This is a genomic window from Adonisia turfae CCMR0081 (assembly GCF_011009555.1).
In the GTDB taxonomy this organism is placed as follows: domain Bacteria; phylum Cyanobacteriota; class Cyanobacteriia; order Phormidesmidales; family Phormidesmidaceae; genus Leptothoe; species Leptothoe turfae.
The window spans coordinates 759,678-780,947 of the sequence record NZ_QXHD01000003.1; the positions used below are offsets into that span (position 1 = coordinate 759,678).

Here is a 21,270-nt window from a genome sequence, read left to right on the forward strand (position 1 = left end):
CTGACAATCCGCCCTTTATACTGCAAGGAAATATCGTCTAATTCTCCATTAGGAAAAATGAGCTTGGTAACCATTGTGAACCAATCATTGCTATTCCAAGCAACCAGGATTTTGCCTTTGACAGTTATAGGGAGTAAATCCCTGGCTAACCAACTCCCTTGAAGGGTCCAGCGTCCTGGCTCAATCAGAAAACTGTGACTCACGTGTTCTCCCTAGTGGTTTGATGAAAATGCGCAATCGAACAATCAACAGTTTATGGATTTGAGACGTTAAACCTTAAAGCTCTGAGTGCATGTGTTCTTAACCTTAACAGGTATACCCTTACGGAAGAGATGAAAACGATAGCTATGGCTATCGTCACACCGTACCCTGTGGTTCAGTTGTTAGTCGTTAACGCTATCACCAACTGTATAAATGTTGCCAAGCAGGCAAGGTTGACGAGCACCGGTAACAGCAAGGATATTACCTGGATGTTGATGCCAACGCCAATATCCTAGGACAGTGAAAGCAATAGCTTCCTTATGACTGCTGCTGATACCAGCATCATCAGTAGTCATAAGGTTGACGCTAGGCAATCTAAGCTGAAGCTGCGATCGCAAATATCCATTTTGACTACCTCCGCCACACAACAAGACCTCATCTGGAAGACAGGGTAGCTGTTGGTAACTGTCAGCAATAGTTGCAGCCGTAAAGGCTGTCAAAGTCGATAGAAAATCGGCTTGACTCAGATCAAGTGCCTGAGCCTCTTGCCAACACCGCTGACCATAGTCAGCACCAAATAGTTCCCGTCCTGTCGATTTTGGAGGAGGCTGCCGAAAAAATGACTGAGCAAGCCACTGATCAATTAAGCGCTGACAAGGGTGCCCTTGGGCTGCCCAGTCACCGTTGTGATCATAGGTTAGGTTGCCATCGCTAAACAGGCTCACAGCCCAGTCGATCAGGGCATTACCAGGCCCCGTATCCCAGCCAACAATAGCTGCTGGTGGTGGACCCGCTCGATCCCAAGGCGGCAGGTAAGTGAGGTTGCCAATACCGCCAATATTTTGTACACAGCGATGGTGCTGAGCATGACTGAGAAGACTAGCATCTACCGGTGGCACCAGGGGAGCCCCCTGGCCACCAGCTGCAATATCAGCAGCACGAAAGTTACTGATGGTAGGTGTTTGGGTGAGCTCCGCAATTAGCTCTCCACGTCCCATTTGCCAGCTATAGCCCATCTGCTGGGCGGTTGGGGGCCGATGATAAACCGTTTGGCCATGGGAAGCAATTAATTCAGCTGTACCTAAATGGTTGGCAGCGTTAGCAAAGGCGATCGCAATATCGTCATCCATGCCAGCAATATCGGCCATCGCTAAAGGTTTATTAGCGCATACGGCCAGGATGCGATCTCGCAGAGACGGTGAATAGTCAGCAGTATGAGCCGCCAACAGTTCAACCTTCACCCCATATCCTTTACCTGTTACCTCCACCAAAGCTGCATCAATGCCATCGACAGAGGTACCACTCATCAGGCCAATGACTTTCATACCCCTACTTGCCTAGCTCTACATAGGTAGCTTATCAATGCCTTTGTTAGAACCCACCACTACCATCAAGGTTCCAGCTCTCAATCGAGTCACTGGACTGGGATTGATCTCAAACTTGTCCATAGCATTGGCTTTGCTGATAGCCATCAAGGTTAACCCATAGTGATTTCGTAGATCGAGTTCCACAATGGTTTTACCGTCAAATTCTTGAGGAACGACCACCTCTACAATGCTGTGATCTGGATCAAGCTCAAACCGATCGAGCACGCCTGGACGCGTTAGCGAGCGAGCGAGTTCACAGCCCATTTCAAACTCTGGAAAGACAACATGATCCGCCCCTACTCGCTGAAGCAACTTACCATGAATCTCTGTAGACGCTTTGGCAACTACGTTAGCAACGCCTGCCTCTTTAACATTGAGAGTCGTAATAATGCTCTCCTGGATGTAATTACCAATGGCAACAATCACCGTATCAAAGTCAGGAATGCCTGCCTCTTGCAAAGCGGACGGCTGGGTAGAATCCATCTGCACAGCATGGGCTGCAATTTGATCAGTTAGGACTTGAGCAACCCGATTTTCATCAGAATCAATCCCCAAAACCTCATACCCCATACCATGGAGTGTAAGACAGACAGCTCGCCCAAAACGCCCCAATCCGATAACCGCAAACTGACGATTATTAGCACGCAGATTCCTAAAAAACTTTAGTGACGATAAATTCACGTTGATTGCCAATAAATCAATAATGGAGTCTAAGTTGCATCTGATTCTGTAGCCTAAAGGTTTCTAAGATTAAACCTCCGATTCCGGAACAGATGACACCTATTTTGCCCAAAGGTCAAGCGGCTTAGCCATCCCCCATTGCTGAAGAATATCTCGCTACCCCATCAACATTAGTGTGTTAAAGCACCAATAGGGTGTAGGGTGTTTTTACTCTAATGAGAGTTTATCTTGAAAAATGGCTCTACCTTGCCATGCTCAAGCCTTAAACAACAATCACTCGTTCAGTATAAAGACGCCTTAAGCCAAATTCCTAAGTGACCCGCCAACAAACAATTGAGTATCGATTTCTTTCTTTGCTAGGCTTACCTAATGATCTTGGGAAGGAGATATCAGTGAACATTCAACTTGGTCGTGGCAAAACAGCAAGACGTGCCTATGGCATTGATGAAATCGCATTGGTGCCCGGCCCGAAAACCCTAGATCCAGAACTAGCCGACACGCGTTGGACCCTTGGTAACGTAGAACGTGAAGTTCCGATTATTGCCAGTGCGATGGACGGTGTTGTTGACGTCCGCATGGCAGTTGACCTGTCAAAGCTTGGTGCTCTCGGCGTCTTAAACTTAGAAGGTATTCAAACTCGTTACGCCGACCCCAACCCTGTGTTGGACCGCATTGTCTCTGTCGGCAAAGCAGAGTTTGTCCCTCTCATGCAAGAAATCTATGCTCAGCCGGTTCAGCCAGAGCTAATTAAGCAGCGCATTTCAGAGATCAAGACTCAAGGTGGGATCGCAGCCGTTAGCCTGACTCCAATGGGGGCAGCCAAGTATGGCACAACAGTAGCCGCAGCCGAGGCTGATCTAGTCTTTATTCAAGCAACGGTAGTATCTACCAACCATCTCTCTCCTGAATCTATCACTCCGTTAGATCTGGCAGAATTTTGTGCCGACATGCCTATGCCAGTGATTTTAGGCAACTGCGTTACCTATGAAGTCACCCTAGAGCTAATGAAAGCAGGCGCAGCAGGTGTTCTGGTTGGTATCGGTCCCGGCGCAGCCTGTACCTCACGAGGTGTATTAGGTGTGGGTGTTCCCCAAGCAACCGCTGTCTCCGACTGTGCAGCCGCTCGAGATGACTATCAACGTGAAACAGGACGTTATGTACCGGTAATCGCAGATGGAGGTTTAGTCACAGGAGGGGATATCTGCAAATCGATTGCTTCCGGTGCCGATGCAGTCATGATTGGGTCACCGTTTGCCCGAGCAGCCGAAGCTCCTGGTCGTGGATTTCACTGGGGTATGGCAACTCCCAGCCCAGTACTCCCCCGAGGGACACGTATCCAAGTAGGCACAACCGGTAGTCTGAAGCAGATTTTGCGGGGTCCAGCCCAGCTCGATGACGGTACCCATAATTTGTTAGGAGCCATCAAAACCAGCATGGGCACCCTGGGAGCCAAAGACTTAAAGGATATGCAACAGGTAGAGGTTGTCATTGCTCCCTCATTGCTGACAGAAGGGAAAGTGTACCAAAAAGCTCAGCAGTTGGGCATGGGTAAGTAGGCCATATTAAGATATATTCAGAGCATCAGCTTTTTAGATCACAAGGCAGCATGTTCTGAGTATGTTTTTTAATTAAAAGGTGATTTTCAAAAAAATTGTGGAGTGTTATTCATGATTTTCTCAAGATAATGATTGTTATCACACCTTGAGGATGACCAGCGTCACTAACACTACGTTTTCTTACAGACACAAGAAAACAAAACTTATAATCCGCGTCAGACCTCAAGTGTAGGGGATGGCAAAAGCTGAGACTTGACCTACAATAGGACTGAAAGCGGAGACGGAAGTTTCCGTTCACTCCTCACACCACACTCCGCCTAAACCTGTTTGGTTTAGGCGGTTCCTATATGAACCAAATTTGATAATTATTGATAATTCCTCAAGTTTGAATAGGACCTATGACACTAGTCAGGTTGGGCACAAAAAACCTGCAATAAAACTTTTGCAGTCCATGGAAGCGGTCATAAAGGAGTATTCTTAAGGTTGATTTTTCCACTGCTGAGATGAGTCACAAGCCAAAATCAGCTATGGTAAGAATCTGATATTTGTCGACAAGGAATATAGGGATGTCAGCCGCACAAGTCACAGATTCGACATTCGAACAAGAAGTTCTCAAAAGTGAACTACCGGTACTTGTAGACTTTTGGGCCCCTTGGTGTGGTCCTTGCCGGATGGTTGCTCCCGTTGTGGATGAGATTTCTGAACAGTACGATGGCAAAGTCAAGGTTGTTAAGGTCAACACGGATGATAACCCCAAAGTTGCTAGCCAGTACGGTATCAGAAGTATTCCAACATTGATGATTTTTAAAGATGGGCAACGGGTTGATATGGTAGTGGGTGCTGTCCCCAAAACCACCTTGGCAAATACTCTTGAAAAGTATCTATAGGCGTTTGATTTGGTTTTATGGATTTATTATTGGCTAAATGACTTAGCTGTAACCCAATATACTGAGACAGATATAGGGTGCAGATAGATCGGGTAAGTTCAAATTTTCAGAAATAAACGGTTTCAACAGTTTCTGTTGGAGCCGTTCATTTTTAGAGGCTGAAGCAACTGAAAGAGCAGTCTGTGCACAACAGGCACAGACTGCTAAACTGCAATCACGCTCTAATACTGCAAGAATACCGATTGCGTTGACTCAATGAGTTGACTCAATTACTAGAGATAACAAGGAGCGTTAGGTACATAGAGAGTGCTGTAGCAATTAGGAGAGACCAGCATCCTATTGAATCAATCCATTGCTATACAATTGGGGAGCTAGATGCTCTGATTCAACGCTTAAGAATCTTCACTAACTGCGTGTTTTATGGTGACCTCTACAACAAAATTGCCCACTCACTTACAAGAGAAGATTTCTGAAATTGTCACCCAGTTGCCCTCCATGGAACATGGGACTGTAATTCAACAGATTTTAGAAACCCTAGTAAGAATGATTGGGCGAGAGGCTGATCGGCTGGATTGGAAGATTTTAAGCAATACATTACAGGATATGGAACTGGGTTTTCAGGGTTTCTATCCTTACCGCCATACCCGAAAAATAGCCATTTTTGGGTCAGCACGTACTCCATCAGAGCATCCTGATTACCAGTTAGCAAAGACCTTTGCCCAACGAGCAGCACAACAGGGATTCATGATTATGACTGGTGCCGGACCAGGCATCATGGAAGCTGGTAATGAAGGAGCTGGCGTCGAGCATTCCTTTGGTCTGAATATCCAGTTACCGTTTGAGCAGGGCTCTAACCCAATTATGGAGAATGATCCAAAACTGCTCACATTCAAATATTTTTTTACACGCAAGCTATTTTTTTTGAGGGAATGTGATGCCTTAGCAGTATTTCCAGGTGGTTTTGGGACTCAAGATGAGGCGTTTGAGTCGTTAACACTCGTCCAAACTGGGAAAGCCGAACCGATACCTATTGTGTTGATTGATCACCCTGGTGGCAACTATTGGCAAGGTTGGGATACCTATATACGCGATCACTTAATGGCCAATCGACTGATCAGTGACGACGATCCTAGCCTTTATGTTATGACCGATAACATCAATGACGCATGGCAGGAAATAACAAACTATTATCGAGTGTTTCATTCCAGCCGATATGTCGGTGATCATTTGGTGATAAGGCTCAATTCTTGCCTGCGGTCTGGAGCGTTAGAGGAGCTCAATCAATCATTTAGCGATATTGTTGCTGCTGGCAAAATAGAAATGTCAAATGCGCTACCAGAAGAGCAAGATGATGAAACCGCAGAGCTGTCTCGCCTGGTATTCCAATTTAATCACCGTGACTTTGGTCGCCTACAACAGCTAATTCGTAAAATTAACACTCTTGGTGAGCCCTGTGAGGCTACTGAACACCCGGAACATAAATAATCAACACTCTTTTTCCAGATACACCTTTTATAACAAGCTAATGATGCAATTAGCTTGCTTTCTAGAATTCGCGCTGGATGTGGGTTAAAATGCCGCGTGCGATCGCATTAGCCATCTCACTGCGCCACTCTGGATCACGCAGATTGTGAATATCTTCCGCACCTGTGACAAATCCTACTTCAATTAAGATTGCTGGCATTGAGGTACGGCGTAGCACATAGAAACGAGCCTGTCTTACACGCCGATCGGACATCCCCATCATGCGCAGCACTACATCATGCACTGTGCGCGCAAACCGAGCTCCTGCACCAGAATAATAGTAGGTTTCTAAACCGTTAACATCGGGCCGACTCAGGTTAATGGCATTGGCATGAATGCTGACAAATAGGTCTGCATCTGCACGTTCAGCAATCTGAACGCGGGGGTCAAGATCGAGCTCGATGTCACTATTGCGGGTCATAACCACATCTACCCCTTGCTCCCGTAGAATAGCGGCAACCTGTTGAGAAATTGGAAAAATCACCTGCTTCTCCTGCAGACCGCCAATTCCGACAGCACCCGGATCACGTCCTCCATGCCCAGGGTCAATGGCAACAACAATGCGCCCTTGGGGTACCCGAGGCAGATCGCTCGAAGCTGAAGAAGGCTCAGTTGGGTTAACCCTAGCTCTGTCAGAGGGACTAGAAGGTCGCTCTGAAGGACGTCTCGTCACCGCTGTAGAGGGTACTGGAACAGTGCTACTAGGCGCACTATCAGGAATATCTCGAATCGCTACTCCATCAGGAAGTACAGAAATTCCCCGGAGACTACTACCAATTTCAGTCGTAATGGTCTGCCAGTCAGGGCTGTCATCCCCCAGAGTCATAGTGATAAACACCGTTGAGTCGCTCTGAGATATCTCCCAACTTTCAATACTGTAACGATTGTCTGGCAGTGACGCTGGCGTTAATCTGGGCGAAACAGAGCTGTTGGGTAGTTCTAAGGTGATTTTTCGTTCTGGATCCCGTCGCCGGGAGCGGCTAAGGCGCACCTCCGGTGTATCACCCGATAAGCGAATAAAAAAGCCATCAGCCGTTGCCACAATACTTTGCACCTGAGTGCTTTGACTCTGGGCTGACGCGTTAGCATCCGCTGTCACCTGGTTTGTTGTCCGCCCAGATGCGCGCTCGGCTTGATCCGACGACTGATTAACTCGAGCAGATGATGATGAGCGTCTTGGGCGGTCCTCATCATCGGTAGCCACTAGTTCAGGCAGCTGCACAAACCAACGACGATTGGTTTCGCCCCGAACTTCCACTTGTTGTGGATCAAGGCTATAACCAGGGGCTACTTCAATCACAATGCGGGCTGTTTGGTCATCTAATTGACCCACGCGGACTTCACGCAACCCTTCTTGTAGTCGCTGTCGAGAAGTCGCACTCGTCACCTGAGTACCTGGTAAATCAATGACTAAACGGGTCGGATTAAAAATTAACTTGGCTGTTGGCTGGACCCGAGTGTCCGTTGTAAATGTCAGACGATTTTGCTGCTGGTCAAAACGCCAAAACTGAAGATTGGCAGCATCGGCTGGCAAGGCAATCAGCACAGCCCCCAAAATACCAATCACGCCAGACGTCAAGCTAGACATTCTGGAGGCTACCGCCTTACTAGAAAGTAAAGGATTCCAATGCACAGCTTCAGTTCCTTCTAACAGTGATGATCCCACAGCCATTAACTGGCTCAAGTAAATCCGAGATCAATATTGCAAGACAAGAGTAACCGCATTTGTGCAATGTTTAAGATATCGAACATCAAAATTGTGCGGTTTTCAGGATACTCCTTTCTTTGATTCATCTGACTTTTGTAGTTTCAGACAAGAATCGTTAGGGAAACCTGCCACCAGCGACGAGCTAGATTAACTCCAGTTCATCGTTAAAGTGCCCTTCTCAAAAGAAATTAATACAAGAACTATTTATACAGTTCCCTAGTTACTAAGCGTACTCAGCACGCGATTCCATTGCAGCAATGCTTTTAGGCACAGCTGCTGTCAGAATTTCATGGCCAGTTTGGGTGACCAGAACGTCATCCTCAATACGGATACCTATACCACGCCAACGCTGTTCCACATCGGGCTGTCCCTCTTCAGGTTCATAGTCTGGAGCAATATAGATACCTGGCTCAACCGTGACTACATTGCCAGGCGTAAAGGGTTTCCAGGTTTTATCCGAATTCCGTAGAGTACCACTATCGTGTACATCCAGCCCTAAAAAGTGACCGGTACCATGCATGAAGAAGGCTTTATGTTTTTTCTCTTCGATTAATGTGTCTACGCTGCCCTTAAGCAGCCCTAACTCGACTAATCCTTCGGTAATTGTGCGAGTAGCCGCATCATGAAAGTCATTAAAGGGACGCCCTGGTTGAACGGCATCAATCGCCTTGAGCTGAGCTTCTAAGACTAATTCATAGAGAATGCGCTGCTCAGACGTGAAGCGTTCTCCCACGGGAAAGGTGCGGGTAATGTCGGCATTGTAGTAGTTGTAGGCGCAGCCTGCATCAATGAGCAGCAGATCGTTCGTCTGCATTTGGCGATCGTTTTCGATGTAATGCAAAATGCAGGCATTGGCACCAGAGGCCACAATCGATGGATAAGCCGGCCCTAGAGCCCCTTCTAAGCGAAATATATGTTCCATTTCAGCCTGGATTTCATATTCATAGCGACCAGGCTGGGTAATAGCCATGGCATGATTATGGGCTTTGGCTGAAATAGCAATGGCTTTACGCATCTGTTCCAGTTCGCTGGCGCTTTTGACTCGGCGAAACTGCTGCATTAACAGCCGCCCATCTTCAATGGCTACCGGGCCTCGTCCACGTTTTGGGTACTTGGCTAATAGTCTTCGCCATAGGGCCAGGATGTGCTGGTCTAAACGACCATCATCACCAAAATGGTAATAAAGCCGATCAGCATTTTCCACATATTGAGGTAGCTTTTCAGCTAATTCTTCAATGGGATAAGCTTCATGGGCTCCATACTTTTGCTTGGCTAGCTCTATACCTGTGCGATAACCGGACCAGGTTTCTTTTTCCTTATCCTTGGGTCTGACAAACAGCACAAACTGATGCTCTTCGTGATGGGGAGCTAGGACTGCGATCGCATCCGGCTCATTAAACCCCGTCAGATAGAAAAAATCACTGTTCTGACGAAATGGGTGTTCCACATCATTGTGCATGACAGCCGTTGGGGCACTGCCAAAAATAGCAGTGCCTTGACCAATAGCGGCCATCACAGCCTGTCGTCGCTGTTGATATTCTGAATTCATGGACATGTGAGCAGTTTTGCTACGTTAAGAGAGAACCTTAATTCGCATACCACTGGCTGGCAAGCTACCACTCTGAAGTGTCAGCGTACTACCAACTCGGTCAACAGGTGTACCCGCCATTGCTCCTAGGAACTCATCGACACCTTGCAGTTCACAGCTGTCGTTGGCAGCACTGGTGCGATATTGAGTCGGGATAACCAATTTGGGCTGCAAGCTCTGCACAGCAGCAGCGGCTTCCGTGGCATTGTAAGCCTTGGAGCCACCCCCTACTGGTAGCAGTAATACATCAGGGCGACCAATCAAAATTTTATCTTCTAAATCAATGGGTGCTGCAGCCCCGCCAAGGTGAACAACCTTGACCCCAGCTTGAGTCCATAGCCAAGCCGTATTCGTACCAAATCTTCTCCCCCCCTCTCGATCGTGGGGCATACCAACACCTTGAACACTGAGACCATTGATCTCATAGGCACCTGGTTCATCTAGATAGTTGACGGTTGTGCCTTCAGGAATAAATCCTTCGTCAAATAATCGGCTACTAATCAATACCAGGTCTGAACCAGCCAAATTTGGAGCTGTATAACCTTCAGTACAGCCCAAAGGTCTGAACGGGTTGGTCAAAATGGTCTTACCACCACCGGAAAACTGGAAACACATATGCCCCAGTGCTGTGACGCTTAAGGTGCCCGTTTGCGCTTGGTAGGCTTGCCAATGAGAAGCAATGCCCAATCCAAGAGTACTGACGAAGGCTGCACTGGCATTTTGAAGCAATTGCCGCCGTTTCATAGTGTCCTCACATCCCATTGAGATCAACTGTCCATGACTTGTTATAGTGCCACAGGCTTGGAATACTCGCTAAGAAAGACAGCCAGTTTTCTGGGTCATACCGCCCTGTCAAAAGCCCCAAACCCCTTAGACGGTGGCCGGTACCTTCATCGGAATAGGACTCAAAAAGTTATGCAGGAGCCGTTTACCTGATTTAGTCAACACACTTTCAGGATGAAACTGCACTCCTTGAATATGAGGGTACTCGCGATGACGAACCCCCATAATCGTGCCGTCATCAACCCAAGCAGTGATTTCTAAACACTCAGGACAGCTCGCTCGCTCCACGACTAAGCTGTGGTAACGAGTTGCCGTCAATGGATTTTCAAGACCTGCAAAAACCCCCTGATTTGTATGGGTCACGGGGGATGTTTTGCCATGCATCAGTTCAGCGGCGGCTGTGACGATACCACCAAATACCTGACCAATGCTTTGGTGTCCCAGACATACCCCCAAAATCGGAATAGTTGGACCCAATTTTCGAATTATTTCCAAAGAAATGCCGGCATCGTCAGGAGTGCCAGGCCCCGGAGAGATTAGGATTCCATCCGGTGACAAATCACGAACCTGCGCCAATGTAATTTGGTCATTACGAAAGACACGAATGTCAGATGCAACAGGAAGCGTTTGTCCCAACTCTCCTAGATACTGAACCAAGTTGTAGGTAAAACTATCGTAATTATCAATGACTAAGATCATTGTTTGCCTAAAGCTCAATGAGCCTAGCTTAAGCGATCCCAGTATTCAACAGCACAAGTAGCGGTGGCAAGTATATAAATCCAGCCACAAGCAAGGCAGCCATAGCAGAGATCAGAACAGCCCCAGCAGCACAATCCTTTGCAATCTTAGCCAGCTCATGGTAGGTCTGGCCAACCGTTAGATCCACCACAGACTCTAAAGCTGTATTCATCAGCTCCATCACCAGAACAGCACTGATGGTAATAGCAACCACAGCGGCTTCAATTGCTTTGATGTGCAGCATTACTCCTAGAAACAACGCTACTAGACCAATGCCTAAATGAATACGGAAGTTTCGCTGGGTTCTGACGGCATAGATAATCCCTGCCCATGCATAGCGAAAACTAGTGAATAAATTCGGGGCAACCTGCCAAGCAGTTTTGCTTTCTTTCTTACTCTTAGGAGCAGTTTGAAGGTTAGAGGAAATAGACATGCACAAACCTTAAGAGGTGATGTATATTCAGTCAGCACAAAAAGCGCAAGACCGCTTAATTTAGCTAGCAGCCACCGCAAACTAAATGCCGGAGCTACTGCTTAGTCCATCAATAAGACTTATATAATCTTCGGACCTAATTAATCGAAGCCTGAAACTACTAAATAGGTTCCCGAAAGAATTATCATTTTGTCGATTATATTAACCTTTATCAAAATCTGTAATCGTATATTACCTATCCAGATTCAGGAAATATCACCTATCTTGCTAAAACGTCAAATCAATACACTTCAGAAGACTATGTTGCTTCTCTAGCATATTTTGAAGAGCCGCATCATCAGGATGATCCCATCCCAATAAGTGCAGAAGACCGTGGGCTGCCAGCCAAGCCAACTCCTGAATCAGGGAGTAATTATCATTGTGACGCTGCCGCTGAGCAGTTTCCACAGAAATAATCAGATCACCCAAGGGAATAGGCGATGTTTGATAAATGGTTTGAGCTCCAGGGATTTCCGTTTCTTGAGCCGCAAAGGCTAGGACATCCGTGGGCTTATCCTGGTGACGATATGTAGCGTTTAACTCTTGAATGGTAACGTCATTCGTAAGCAGAAGGTTAATCTCGTATCGACCTATGGGGGATGCCGTTGGAGCTAGTTCCCTAAGCCAAATATTAAACCAGGTTTGCCAAGCCGACGTAGGGGGTAAGTCCGGCTGCTTGGGTAAAAGCTCTGTCGCCTCTACCCAAAGCTCTACCTCGGGCACTAAAGTTTGAGTCAATGGAATCACCGGGTAAGGTAAGCCAAACCAATCAACACTCCTAGTAAGCCCATAGCGGTCAGAAAAAAGTGAAATAACGATTTACTACCTTTTTTGACCATATTGCGCATGGCTAGTTTGACGTAGCTGGGTGCAGGCTCCATGGGTTGTGGGTCTACAGAAGGCGGAGGCGATTGGGACATAGCTCTTAAGTAATAAATAAAAATGGTCGTTGTTGATCTTCGGGAGGATTTAATCTAAAAAATACTGATTTAAAGCAATCTTGTCAGATCGATTCATCCCTGAAATCAGCAACGGCTACAAACGCCTAGGCCATTAGGCTAAATATTGACGCAACAGGCTAGAACTGGAATTCTTTCAAACATTAAGTAATGTATCAGGTCTCACTATACCCCGGTCGACTACACGGTTGATTCTTGAGTAATTTGATTTTCTTGCTGAAGTAATGCCTGAATAAATGGATCAAGCTCGCCATTCATAACATCGTCAACTGCCGTAGTTTCAACATTTGTTCGTAGATCTTTCACCATTTGATAAGGGTGAAAGACGTAGTTACGAATTTGATTTCCCCAAGCGGCTTCTACCATGTCACCACGAATATCAGCAATCGCCTGGGCCTGCTGTTCTTGAGCAATGACTAACAGCTTCGCTTTTAGTAAAGCCATGGCTTTTTCACGGTTTTGCAGTTGCGATCGCTCCTGGGTACACCGCACAGACAGGCCTGTCGGCAGGTGAGTAATCCGCACAGCCGTTTCCACCTTATTCACGTTCTGACCACCTGCTCCCCCAGAACGGGATGTTTTAATTTCCAGGTCTTTATCGGGAATATCTAGCTCGATGGTGTCATCTAAAACCGGCATCACCTCAATGCCCGCAAAACTAGTCTGCCGCTTGCCGTTGGCGTTAAACGGAGAAATGCGCACCAGTCGGTGCGTCCCCTTTTCTGCCTTCAAATAGCCATAGGCATAGCGCCCATCAATTTCTAGGGTGGCCGATTTTAGCCCCGCTTCATCTCCTTTAGATTCTTCCACCAGCCTGATGTTGTAACCGTGCTGCTCACACCAGCGGGTATACATCCGTAGTAGCATTTCAGCCCAGTCCTGAGCGTCGGTCCCCCCTGCCCCAGCATTAATGGTAACGACAGCACTGTTCTTATCATAGGGACCCGAAAGCAGCTGTTGTAGCTCCCACTGGTCAAGGGCCTTGGCTAGATTTTGAGCTGTTTCTTGCGCTTCAGATAAAAGGGCTGGATCTGACTCTACTTCCAGTAATTCTGCAATGGTCTGAATATCATCAAGTTGAATATTCCAAGTATTGAGCTGTTCCAAATAAGACTTATATTCGTTCAGCGTTTGTAGTGTCTTCTGAGCTTGTTCTTGGTTATCCCAAAAGTCTGGTTGGGCAGCTACCTGCTCTAGGTCATCAATTTTTGCCTGAATAGCAGGCAGGTCAAAGATACTCCTGAGCTTTGCCCAGGCGATTAGTGAGCAGATCGCTTTCGCGTTTGAGGTCGGACAGGTCTAACATTAGGCAATGGGCTTAGACGATGAAAACCAATGGGGTCGTAGCCTATTAATTCTATAATGTCACCCGCAGTTCGACCGCTGATCCCTATCCTATGGTCCTTTCTTCCAAGCTTTGGCAAGACCACCTAGACCTGGCCAATGAAAGCCTTGCCCATCCATTTGTTCAAGGTATTGCAGACGGTACACTTCCCAAAAAGACCTTTGCCTACTATGTGGGTCAGGACGCATTCTTTCTAGAAGCCTTTGCCCGAGCTTATAGCATTGCAGCGGCCAAAGCTCCCACCTGGCAGAGCTTTAATGTATTTCATGATTTGGCGGCTGGGGTGTTATCAGAACTCAAGCTACACCAGAGCTATGCTCAAACTTGGCATGTAGACCTGACCCAGGTGAGCCCCGGAAAAGCTACACGGCAATATACGGATTTTTTATTGGCAACGGCCTGGGGTCAGTCTATTGGGGTCACAGCTGTCGCCATGTCGCCATGCATGCGTCTGTACGCCTATTTAGGTCAACAGCTCGCCCAGGGTGGCATTCCAGAGCATACCTATGGGGATTGGATTGCCACATATAGCAGCGACGAGTTTGAACCCTTAGCAGCTCAGCTAGAAGCCATTGTGGATGAATATGCAGCAGACAGTGCGTTGATTCGATCTACGTATCGCTATGCCATGGTCTGTGAGCGGGATTTTTTCCAGGCGGCATGGCGATATCAGAGTGAAGTTGAGAGTGAATAATTTTGATGAATTTGCCAACGGTGACCGTCATGACGCAGTAGCGTCAAGTGTTGGGCTATGAAGTCAAACGCTAATGGTTTTTGTTGAAATTTTGGCCAAGCTTGGTGAAATGCCGTTTTGGTGAGATCTCTAAAGGCAACGGTAATGTGGGGACAGAAGTTACGATAACGGCGATCGACAACACCATATCTAGTTTCCATAAATATGGCTAAATCTTTTTGTAGGCTCATTAAACCTGGAACATGAACGACATCCACGTAAATGACGTTGGGAGGAAAGGCTCCGAAATTACGCAGTGCGATCGCAACCTCCTCCCTTCCCACAGCAAACCCCTTCAATCCCTCAGTCAACTCATCCATATCCCGCTCTTTAGGCCACTCAAACGGAGCCTGCAACGTAATGTGAGGCGGTGAATTAAATGCCTTACAAGAGTCATACTGTTGCTCAAAGTAGCCCTTAATCTCATTGACAGGCGCTTGAATCTCCGATGGTGGCACCAGAGCAATGAAGAATCGCTGCGAATTCATAGGTTAGCCATTAATCTTTCTACAATGTATTTTGTAAGGCCTTAGTCCAAAACCAAGGCCACTATCTCCGAAGGTTGCTTATGGCCTGGTTTGTCAAAATTGAGCGTGGGATTGTCAATAAATCCACGTTTGACCAGTTTGTGCCTGCCCATGTTGACTACGTCAACGATTTAATTGCAAAAGGACACCAAGCCAAAACCGGGTATTGGGCTGAGCATGGCGGTGGCATGTTGCTTTTCCAAGCATCGTCTCTAGCCGAAGCCGAAGCCATTGTCAAAGCCGATCCGCTGATTGAAAATGGCTGCGTCGACTACGAACTTCATGAATGGTGTGTAGTGGTGGAATAGCCCGCTACAATAACAGACCCGAGGACTTCAGTATTTTTCATAGTTACCACAACGTTAAGTCAACATGGCGAAAACCAATAAAAAATCCCAGCCCAGTGACGGCTTCAAAGTCATGGCTGACAATCGCCAGGCCAGATTTACCTACGAAATCTTAGACAGCTATGAAGCGGGTATTGAATTAAAGGGCACTGAAGTCAAGTCTATCCGCGCTGGCAAGGTCAACCTGCGAGATGGCTATGCCCAGGTCAAAAACGGTGAAGTGTGGCTACTGAATGTCCATATTTCCCCCCACAACATGACTAACCAGGCGTATAACCACGAACCGCGCCGTCCACGTCGACTATTGCTGCACAAGGCTGAAATTCGTAAGTTGATTGGCAAAGTAGAAGAAAAGGGTCTAACTCTAGTCCCCTTAAAGCTCTATCTCAAAAAAGGACGCGTCAAGGTCAACATTGCCATTGGGCGTGGTAAAAAACTCCACGATAAGCGCGAGTCCTTGAAGCAAAAACAAGAAAAACGCGATATTGCCCGCATGATGAAAAATCGCTAGATCGTTTCTTTGTCTAGGGCAGCCACTACTTGCTTATAAATCTGCTCAGCTTCTTTGGGGGTATTTCCAATGCAGGTGAGGCCCAGCTTGCCATACTCCGAGAGGCAACCCATCAGGTGAAATGCAGCCCCAGTGCCAGCAATAGAATTAAAGTGCAACTGTTCAATCATGATGATATCCATCAGATCATTGGGCAACAGACCTTTGTACTGCTCCTTTTGTAAGTTATCAGACGCTCGATAGTATTTGGGTTGCCCCTGGGGAGTGTAAAACTGGCCATCCTCCAGGTTATAGCTACCGTTGGTTAATAGCTGCAAAGCCATAAATGGGTGGGTAGTGCCCCCTTTACGCAAGTTAATTTCAATGGCATTTAAATCCCAAGTTTGATCCGCGTTCTGCACCGCAATAAAATCAACACTATACCTTTCAAGGGCTCCCTGTTTCGCCAGGCTTTCTCCGACGCGACGGCCCATTTCCTGCAATTCCAGCCGATAGGCTCCGTCTGCAGGAAAACGACAACCTAAAAAGATTTGGCCATCAGGGCCTCCTAAAATCTGGTCATGGGTGGATAGAATTTCGACTTCGCCAAAAGGGGTGATGTGACCTTGGACACTAGGAGAACGCTTAATGTCACCCTCAATGAACGCTTCTGCGATCGCACCTAGCTCTTCAATCTTGCGACTAAAGTGGTCCCAGGTTTCATGCACATACTGAAAACGCATATGTTTCAGTGCTTCGTGAATCTTGACAACCCTTTGGCTGTGAGATGCATGGCCTGGAGCAACATCTTGCAACTCATCCAACAACAGCAAAGCATTTCCTTCCCCTGAAAATCCCTCATTCAGCTTGATCACAATACGTTTCAAGGTTGGCTGTTGCTCCCATAAATCAGCTGTGGCCACAGCCAGATCTTTGACACAATATGTAAGCTGACTACCTTGCGGATGGGGTACACCACAGACACCAAAAATTTCACGACTCCCAGCCTTAGTACCCAAATCCAACAGCGCTGGAGATAACGCCATTAGTGGAATATTCAATGTCAGCGCCAACTGCTGTTCCCAAGACGTAGAGTTAAAACAAACCATGTAGGCTTCCTCGGGAGAAAGACAATGGCGAATACGCTCCACCAAGCGTGGACGTTTCAAAATCTTTTCAGTCAAGGGCCGTTGTGACCCATCATAGGTAGAAAATAAATTCAGCCGGCTCTGAGCATGGGAGCTAGGAATACCTGGTAATAGCTCCAAATAGTAATCGACAATGCTAGGATGCAGCGGCTGCGAAGTGACATAGATCAGAGACGTATTAGGATTCCGCAGGTGCAGGAGTGAAAACAGCAGTCTCTCTTCATAGTGATGTACACCTTCCACCTTTCTCAATTCCTCTTGATCAAGGCTAAGGGAAGGCACCACCAAAATTTGCCTGGGAGCACGGTCAAAGCAATCTACAGGTTGCCAGCATGTCGTCAATTGAGCCTGGAGCTGACGAAATTTGAAATCATCTTTAATTTCAGAGTTGGCTAACTTAAATATCACGACTGCTCCTTAACCAACACAACTGGCTACTGAATCTGATTAACACCCCAACCATAGACTTACTATTTTCTTAATACAAAAGTAGCGGTGTGAAACAACCCTTCACACCGCTACTTTTTATCTATATCAAAACCGGATCCAAGAGAGGCAAAATTTTTGACACTCTTACAGGTTTAAACAACCTAAACGCAACCCAAACCCTAGGGATCTGTCTGCAATGTCTGGGGTTGCAAATAATTAATCATTTGATCAACTCCCCGTTGAATGCGACGAGTCACTGTCATCGGACTCACACCAATGCGTTCAGCCACCTCTTTACGGGAAAGTCCCTTAAAAAAGACAAATTCAATAGCTGAGCGGGTTTTATCCTCTAACTGACTGAGCGCCCGCTGCACTTGCTGACGATCTTCTTCTAGCGCTTGCAGAAGCTGATAATGCATATCCGGCAGGGTATCTCCCAGAGTAATTGTTGAATCAGTTTGATGACAAACAGTAGCGTCTAAACTCAGTGGCATACGATTCTTATTAGCCATTTTCACCTGACGCCACTCTTTAACCGAAATACAAAGGGCTTGAGCCATTTCATGATCAGACGGCTGGCGACCATATTGTCGAAGTAGATCAGCTTGTAGCTTCTGACTAGCCTTTTGCAAATCTTGCCAACGACGAGGAATTTTAACCGTAGATCCGCGATCCCTCAGAAAGTGAAGCATCTCACCTCGAATATAGGGAACCGCAAAAGAACTAAACGCACACCCTTGACTTGGATCAAACCGTTCAATTGCTCGAATCAAACCAAGATAGCCAATCTGCTCAAGGTCTTCATAAGGTTCAGCACACTGATGACTTACACGGTGCGCTATTTTTCGCACTAAACCTGCATTTAAGCGAACTAAATCATTACGCAACTTAATTGATGGCTGTTGTTTATATGCCATCAGCATCTCCATCCCGCGAGATCGAAGCGATGAGGTTTGAGTAGCCATAGTGTACTAAATATCCTGTGTTAGGGCGTTAAATCGTGATTTAAGTACATTGTCGGGATGTTGACTTAAGCCCACCATCGTTGGATTACGGGACTCGGACTATAAATTTCCCGAGAGACTCCGTATATTTACTCTGGCTGTTTAAAGTATTACTTCGAGATAGATATCCCCAACACACCCGGTAGAGTGCACTGATGATATCTAAATCAGTAGATACTCTTAGGAATTATTTATTCATCAAAAATTATCGCCATGTAATTTTTCTTGCCTGATCGCAGCGACATTAATGCACTACAGCCAAACTTTAGACTTATACATATAGTTCTTGGAAAGAACCTAGAACGTTACCTAATCGCTACCTGAAATAATTAACTTTAGAAACTATGTGAGATATAAGCATCATAGACAGTCATATATGCCTATATTCAGCATTCCCATCAAGCTTTGTGTATGTAACTTTTTCTTTAAAAGAAATAATGAATTTAGACCATCCTCGTTACTCACTGAAATTTTGTTGCTCAAAGTTTTGAAGCACACTACAAATTTTTCAGCAGTATCTAGCCATTAATCAAGAAATGCTTTGACCACCGACAAATAGGTTGAAGCATCCTCCAACATGGGAAAATGAGCAGTACCCGGCACTTCTACATACTTAATATGCTTGCTCAAGGACGCCGCCTGACGCCCGAGCTGAGCAGGGGTAATCTTGTCATATTCCCCAGATATCATCAGCGTGGGTACGCTAATAGCTGAAAAGGCCCGAGGCATTGTTTCTGTAGCATGCTTACTGACAGAGGCCTTTAAGGTACCTAAGGCAGTTGCCATATCAGCTTGCAAAAAATCGTTAAGAAATATTTTTTTATCAGGATAAGAAATTTGTTTTTTCAGAAATCGTGCCATAAACATCTGAGGTGCAAAAGGAATATTCGCTAACCATGATGGGCGAAACATCACGACGTAGCTACCAAACCGATGAAAAGCTTGAAAGGCAAGCTCATCATATTCAAAAGCCCCATTGCACGTAAGAATTGCCTTATTCACGCGTTGAGAAAAACGAGTAAGAAAGTAAAGTGCTACTGAAGCCCCCATAGAGTGAGCATTTATAAAGACACGTTCCAGCTCCAAAGCTGTTAATAAACAATTAAGATCATCTGCAAAACTTTCCAGAGCTCCTAAATCAACTGTTGTCTTGACTGCAGCTGCGGATCTACCAAATCCACGCAGATCATATAGCAAACAGTCAAAATCATATTTCATTGCCTGAGCTGTACTTTCCCAATAACGGGCAGATCCTCCCCAGCCATGCAAAAACACTAGAGTTGGGCGACTTCCGGGTGAACCATCGCAAATCCATTCATAGTAATGGTTGACCCCATTAAGCTTTATATAAGCCATATAACCCTCAACACTCAGCTTTATACAGAGTGACATTCAGGCAGACATAAGTCAGGTATTCTCTGGTTTTAATTAATTAAGCAGATTCTGGTTTAGGTAATGAAGAGGGATGCATAAGCAACTCTGCGGTAGAGCGTTTTTCAACCATTTCTCGGGTAATTTGAAAACGCTTCATATCCTTCCTTGAAGGCAGCTCATACATCACATCCAGCATAATTTCTTCAATAATGCTACGCAGTGCTCGTGCACCGGTCTTACGCCGATACCCCTCTTGGGCAATCGCACGAATAGCGTCCGGCTTAAACTCCAAGCTCACATTGTCCATAAGCATGAGCTTCTGAAATTGTTTGACAAGGGCATTTTTAGGCTCTGTCAAAATTGCCATCAATGCTTCTTCATCAAGTGGATTAAGTACGGATATGGCTGGAATTCGGCCAATAAATTCAGGAATCATCCCAAATTTAACAATATCGTCAGCTTCTAAATTTTTGAGGACATCAGCAGCTCTCTTATCACGATTGAACTGTGTTTGAGGTTCTCCTGACCCTTGTACAAAGCCCATAGACTTTTTGCCAATACGCTGCTCAATAATTTTCTCTAAACCAACAAACGCACCACCACAGATAAATAGGATATTACTTGTATCAATCTGAATACAATCTTGGTAGGGATGTTTCCGTCCCCCTTGAGGTGGCACATTGGCAACAGTTCCCTCCAGCATCTTCAAAAGTGCCTGCTGCACACCTTCACCAGACACATCCCTTGTTATTGATGGATTTTCACTTTTACGAGCAATCTTATCAATCTCATCGATATAGATAATGCCGCGCTGAGCTTCTTCTACATCTAAATCTGCGACCTGTAATAACCGCAGCAAAATATTTTCAACATCCTCACCTACGTATCCCGCTTCGGTAAGCGTAGTTGCATCAGCTACAGCAAAGGGAACATCCAAAATTTTTGCTAATGTCTGAGCCAACAAAGTCTTACCTGAACCAGTAGGTCCAATCAAGAGAATATTAGACTTTTGCAGCTCGACATTCTCTTCACCAGGCCCACCCCCCGACTGCACATAACTTAGTCGCTTGTAGTGGTTATAAACTGCAACAGAAAGGACCTTTTTAGCCTCGTGCTGACCAATAACATGCTCATCCAAATAAGCTTTGATATCACGAGGCTTAGGAATTTGGTTTAGGGAAATATGTGACGGCGACTTTCGACTACGCTCAGGTTGCTGCTCTCGTCGAGGTGTCGGAGGAGTCACTGCAGAACTGGAGTCAAACAGTTCCTCATCTAAAATTTCATTACAAAGATCAACGCACTCGTCACAGATATACACACCTGGACCTGCTATTAACTTGCGCACCTGTTCCTGAGACTTCCCGCAAAAGGAACATTTGAGATGGGAGTCATATTTAGACATATCA

21 protein-coding genes and 1 pseudogene are annotated in these 21,270 nt (G+C 46.1%); 6 read left to right on the forward strand and 16 right to left on the reverse strand.

The genetic code is table 11. The features are described from left to right. From DXZ20_RS03995 to DXZ20_RS04005, 3 genes and pseudogenes are all read right to left on the reverse strand, one after another. A pseudogene (locus tag DXZ20_RS03995) lies at positions 1–203 on the reverse strand (hypothetical protein); the annotation flags it as partial. 180 nt (positions 204–383) lie between these two features. Then, positions 384–1,526, reverse strand: coding sequence for an anhydro-N-acetylmuramic acid kinase (locus DXZ20_RS04000; RefSeq protein ID WP_163696538.1), 1,143 nt, complete (start codon positions 1,524–1,526; stop codon positions 384–386). Between the two features lie 18 nt (positions 1,527–1,544). Further along, positions 1,545–2,249, reverse strand: a complete 705-nt coding sequence (locus tag DXZ20_RS04005; RefSeq protein ID WP_006515801.1) for a potassium channel family protein — start codon at positions 2,247–2,249, stop codon at positions 1,545–1,547. Between the two features lie 392 nt (positions 2,250–2,641). Here DXZ20_RS04005 and DXZ20_RS04010 point away from each other — a divergent pair, with 392 nt between their 5' ends. The 3 genes from DXZ20_RS04010 to DXZ20_RS04020 all read left to right on the forward strand — a co-directional run bounded on the left by DXZ20_RS04010 (position 2,642) and on the right by DXZ20_RS04020 (position 6,177). After that, complete coding sequence (locus DXZ20_RS04010; RefSeq protein ID WP_163661527.1) at positions 2,642–3,805, forward strand: GuaB3 family IMP dehydrogenase-related protein; 1,164 nt, start codon at positions 2,642–2,644, stop codon at positions 3,803–3,805. A 566-nt stretch (positions 3,806–4,371) separates the two neighbouring features. Then, on the forward strand, positions 4,372–4,692 hold the full coding sequence (gene trxA, locus DXZ20_RS04015; protein ID WP_006515803.1) for a thioredoxin: 321 nt from the start codon (positions 4,372–4,374) through the stop codon (positions 4,690–4,692). A 420-nt stretch (positions 4,693–5,112) separates the two neighbouring features. Further along, a complete protein-coding gene (locus tag DXZ20_RS04020) occupies positions 5,113–6,177 on the forward strand; it encodes an LOG family protein (protein WP_006515804.1) in 1,065 nt (354 codons plus the stop codon). A 61-nt stretch (positions 6,178–6,238) separates the two neighbouring features. Here DXZ20_RS04020 and DXZ20_RS04025 read toward each other — a convergent pair whose 3' ends face one another. The 8 genes from DXZ20_RS04025 to prfB form a co-directional block, all read right to left on the reverse strand. Next, positions 6,239–7,888 (reverse strand): N-acetylmuramoyl-L-alanine amidase, encoded by a 1,650-nt coding sequence (locus DXZ20_RS04025; RefSeq protein WP_163661529.1) that lies wholly within the window; start codon positions 7,886–7,888, stop codon positions 6,239–6,241. A gap of 259 nt (positions 7,889–8,147) precedes the next feature. Continuing rightward, positions 8,148–9,473, reverse strand: a complete 1,326-nt coding sequence (locus tag DXZ20_RS04030) for an aminopeptidase P N-terminal domain-containing protein (protein WP_250565590.1) — start codon at positions 9,471–9,473, stop codon at positions 8,148–8,150. 24 nt (positions 9,474–9,497) lie between these two features. Next, positions 9,498–10,256, reverse strand: coding sequence for an MBL fold metallo-hydrolase (locus DXZ20_RS04035; protein WP_163696542.1), 759 nt, complete (start codon positions 10,254–10,256; stop codon positions 9,498–9,500). Positions 10,257–10,382: 126 nt separating this feature from the next. Next, positions 10,383–10,994 (reverse strand): anthranilate synthase component II, encoded by a 612-nt coding sequence (locus DXZ20_RS04040; protein WP_163661535.1) that lies wholly within the window; start codon positions 10,992–10,994, stop codon positions 10,383–10,385. A 28-nt stretch (positions 10,995–11,022) separates the two neighbouring features. Further along, the gene (locus DXZ20_RS04045; protein WP_163661537.1) at positions 11,023–11,466 is read right to left on the reverse strand and encodes a diacylglycerol kinase family protein; all 444 of its coding nucleotides are present in this window, start codon (positions 11,464–11,466) and stop codon (positions 11,023–11,025) included. Positions 11,467–11,733: 267 nt separating this feature from the next. Continuing rightward, positions 11,734–12,252 carry an rRNA maturation RNase YbeY gene (gene ybeY, locus DXZ20_RS04050; RefSeq protein ID WP_163661539.1) on the reverse strand — a complete coding sequence of 173 codons (519 nt, stop codon included), beginning with the start codon at positions 12,250–12,252 and terminating at the stop codon, positions 11,734–11,736. After that, a complete protein-coding gene (locus DXZ20_RS04055; protein WP_006515811.1) occupies positions 12,249–12,425 on the reverse strand; it encodes a DUF3285 domain-containing protein in 177 nt (58 codons plus the stop codon). The genes ybeY and DXZ20_RS04055 overlap by 4 nt, the downstream gene beginning before the upstream one ends. A gap of 219 nt (positions 12,426–12,644) precedes the next feature. After that, positions 12,645–13,770 (reverse strand): peptide chain release factor 2 gene (prfB, locus tag DXZ20_RS04060; protein ID WP_163696543.1). Its coding sequence is split into 2 segments (ribosomal slippage): positions 12,645–13,694 and positions 13,696–13,770, totalling 1,125 coding nucleotides; the frame shifts between segments, so codons are not numbered across the junction. 91 nt (positions 13,771–13,861) lie between these two features. On the opposite strand from prfB, the gene DXZ20_RS04065 reads away from it, so the two are divergent. After that, positions 13,862–14,503, forward strand: a complete 642-nt coding sequence (locus DXZ20_RS04065) for a TenA family protein (RefSeq protein ID WP_163696545.1) — start codon at positions 13,862–13,864, stop codon at positions 14,501–14,503. Here the strand turns inward: DXZ20_RS04065 and DXZ20_RS04070 are convergent. Next, the gene (locus DXZ20_RS04070; RefSeq protein WP_163696547.1) at positions 14,479–15,030 is read right to left on the reverse strand and encodes a 2'-5' RNA ligase family protein; all 552 of its coding nucleotides are present in this window, start codon (positions 15,028–15,030) and stop codon (positions 14,479–14,481) included. The two genes, DXZ20_RS04065 and DXZ20_RS04070, sit on opposite strands and share 25 nt — an antisense overlap. A gap of 80 nt (positions 15,031–15,110) precedes the next feature. Here DXZ20_RS04070 and DXZ20_RS04075 point away from each other — a divergent pair, with 80 nt between their 5' ends. Further along, the gene (locus tag DXZ20_RS04075) at positions 15,111–15,377 is read left to right on the forward strand and encodes a YciI family protein (protein WP_163661547.1); all 267 of its coding nucleotides are present in this window, start codon (positions 15,111–15,113) and stop codon (positions 15,375–15,377) included. Between the two features lie 64 nt (positions 15,378–15,441). Further along, a complete protein-coding gene (gene smpB, locus DXZ20_RS04080; RefSeq protein WP_163661549.1) occupies positions 15,442–15,927 on the forward strand; it encodes an SsrA-binding protein SmpB in 486 nt (161 codons plus the stop codon). On the opposite strand, the gene DXZ20_RS04085 is transcribed toward smpB, so the two are convergent. The 4 genes from DXZ20_RS04085 to clpX all read right to left on the reverse strand — a co-directional run bounded on the left by DXZ20_RS04085 (position 15,924) and on the right by clpX (position 21,266). Then, positions 15,924–17,459 carry a peptide ligase PGM1-related protein gene (locus tag DXZ20_RS04085; protein ID WP_431732067.1) on the reverse strand — a complete coding sequence of 512 codons (1,536 nt, stop codon included), beginning with the start codon at positions 17,457–17,459 and terminating at the stop codon, positions 15,924–15,926. The genes smpB and DXZ20_RS04085 overlap by 4 nt on opposite strands. A gap of 203 nt (positions 17,460–17,662) precedes the next feature. Beyond that, on the reverse strand, positions 17,663–18,448 hold the full coding sequence (locus DXZ20_RS04090; RefSeq protein ID WP_006515817.1) for an RNA polymerase sigma factor SigF: 786 nt from the start codon (positions 18,446–18,448) through the stop codon (positions 17,663–17,665). 564 nt (positions 18,449–19,012) lie between these two features. Next, a complete protein-coding gene (locus DXZ20_RS04095; RefSeq protein WP_163661553.1) occupies positions 19,013–19,843 on the reverse strand; it encodes an alpha/beta fold hydrolase in 831 nt (276 codons plus the stop codon). Positions 19,844–19,919: 76 nt separating this feature from the next. Next, a complete protein-coding gene (gene clpX, locus DXZ20_RS04100) occupies positions 19,920–21,266 on the reverse strand; it encodes an ATP-dependent protease ATP-binding subunit ClpX (RefSeq protein WP_163661555.1) in 1,347 nt (448 codons plus the stop codon). Positions 21,267–21,270: the final 4 nt, after the last annotated feature.